The sequence below is a fragment of the Psychrobacter sp. TB20-MNA-CIBAN-0197 genome (assembly GCF_040309765.1).
In the GTDB taxonomy this organism is placed as follows: Bacteria; Pseudomonadota; Gammaproteobacteria; order Pseudomonadales; family Moraxellaceae; genus Psychrobacter; species Psychrobacter submarinus.
On record NZ_JBEOPC010000571.1, the window covers coordinates 1 to 273 of the forward strand.

General features: G+C 68.1%; 1 protein-coding gene. It reads left to right on the forward strand.

Going from position 1 to position 273, the window contains the following annotated elements:
- Positions 1 to 30: 30 nt before the first annotated feature.
- On the forward strand, positions 31 to 273 hold a 243-nt coding region (locus AAEY83_RS15010; protein ID WP_351060150.1), incomplete at its 3' end, for a hypothetical protein.

Consider the following 273-nt stretch of genomic DNA (forward strand, 5'->3'; position numbering starts at 1 on the left):
GCGCTGGTGTGCATTCACTGCGGCGCGCCGATGGCCGAACATGCCACCATGCAGGCGCAATCGACGGCGGCACCGGTGCAAGCCTCGACGATTTCCTTCGGCAGCCTGCCACGTAACAACGCAGTGCCCGAGGCGGTTGCGCCGCCAGTGTCCGAGCCTTTACCCAAAGTGATGCCGGCAGCAGCAGGGCGTCGCCGTCGTCAGCAGGCCGCAGAACAGGCCCGCGAGGCGCAGCAACCGCTCAACGCCGATGGCAGTCGCCCGGTGGAAGGC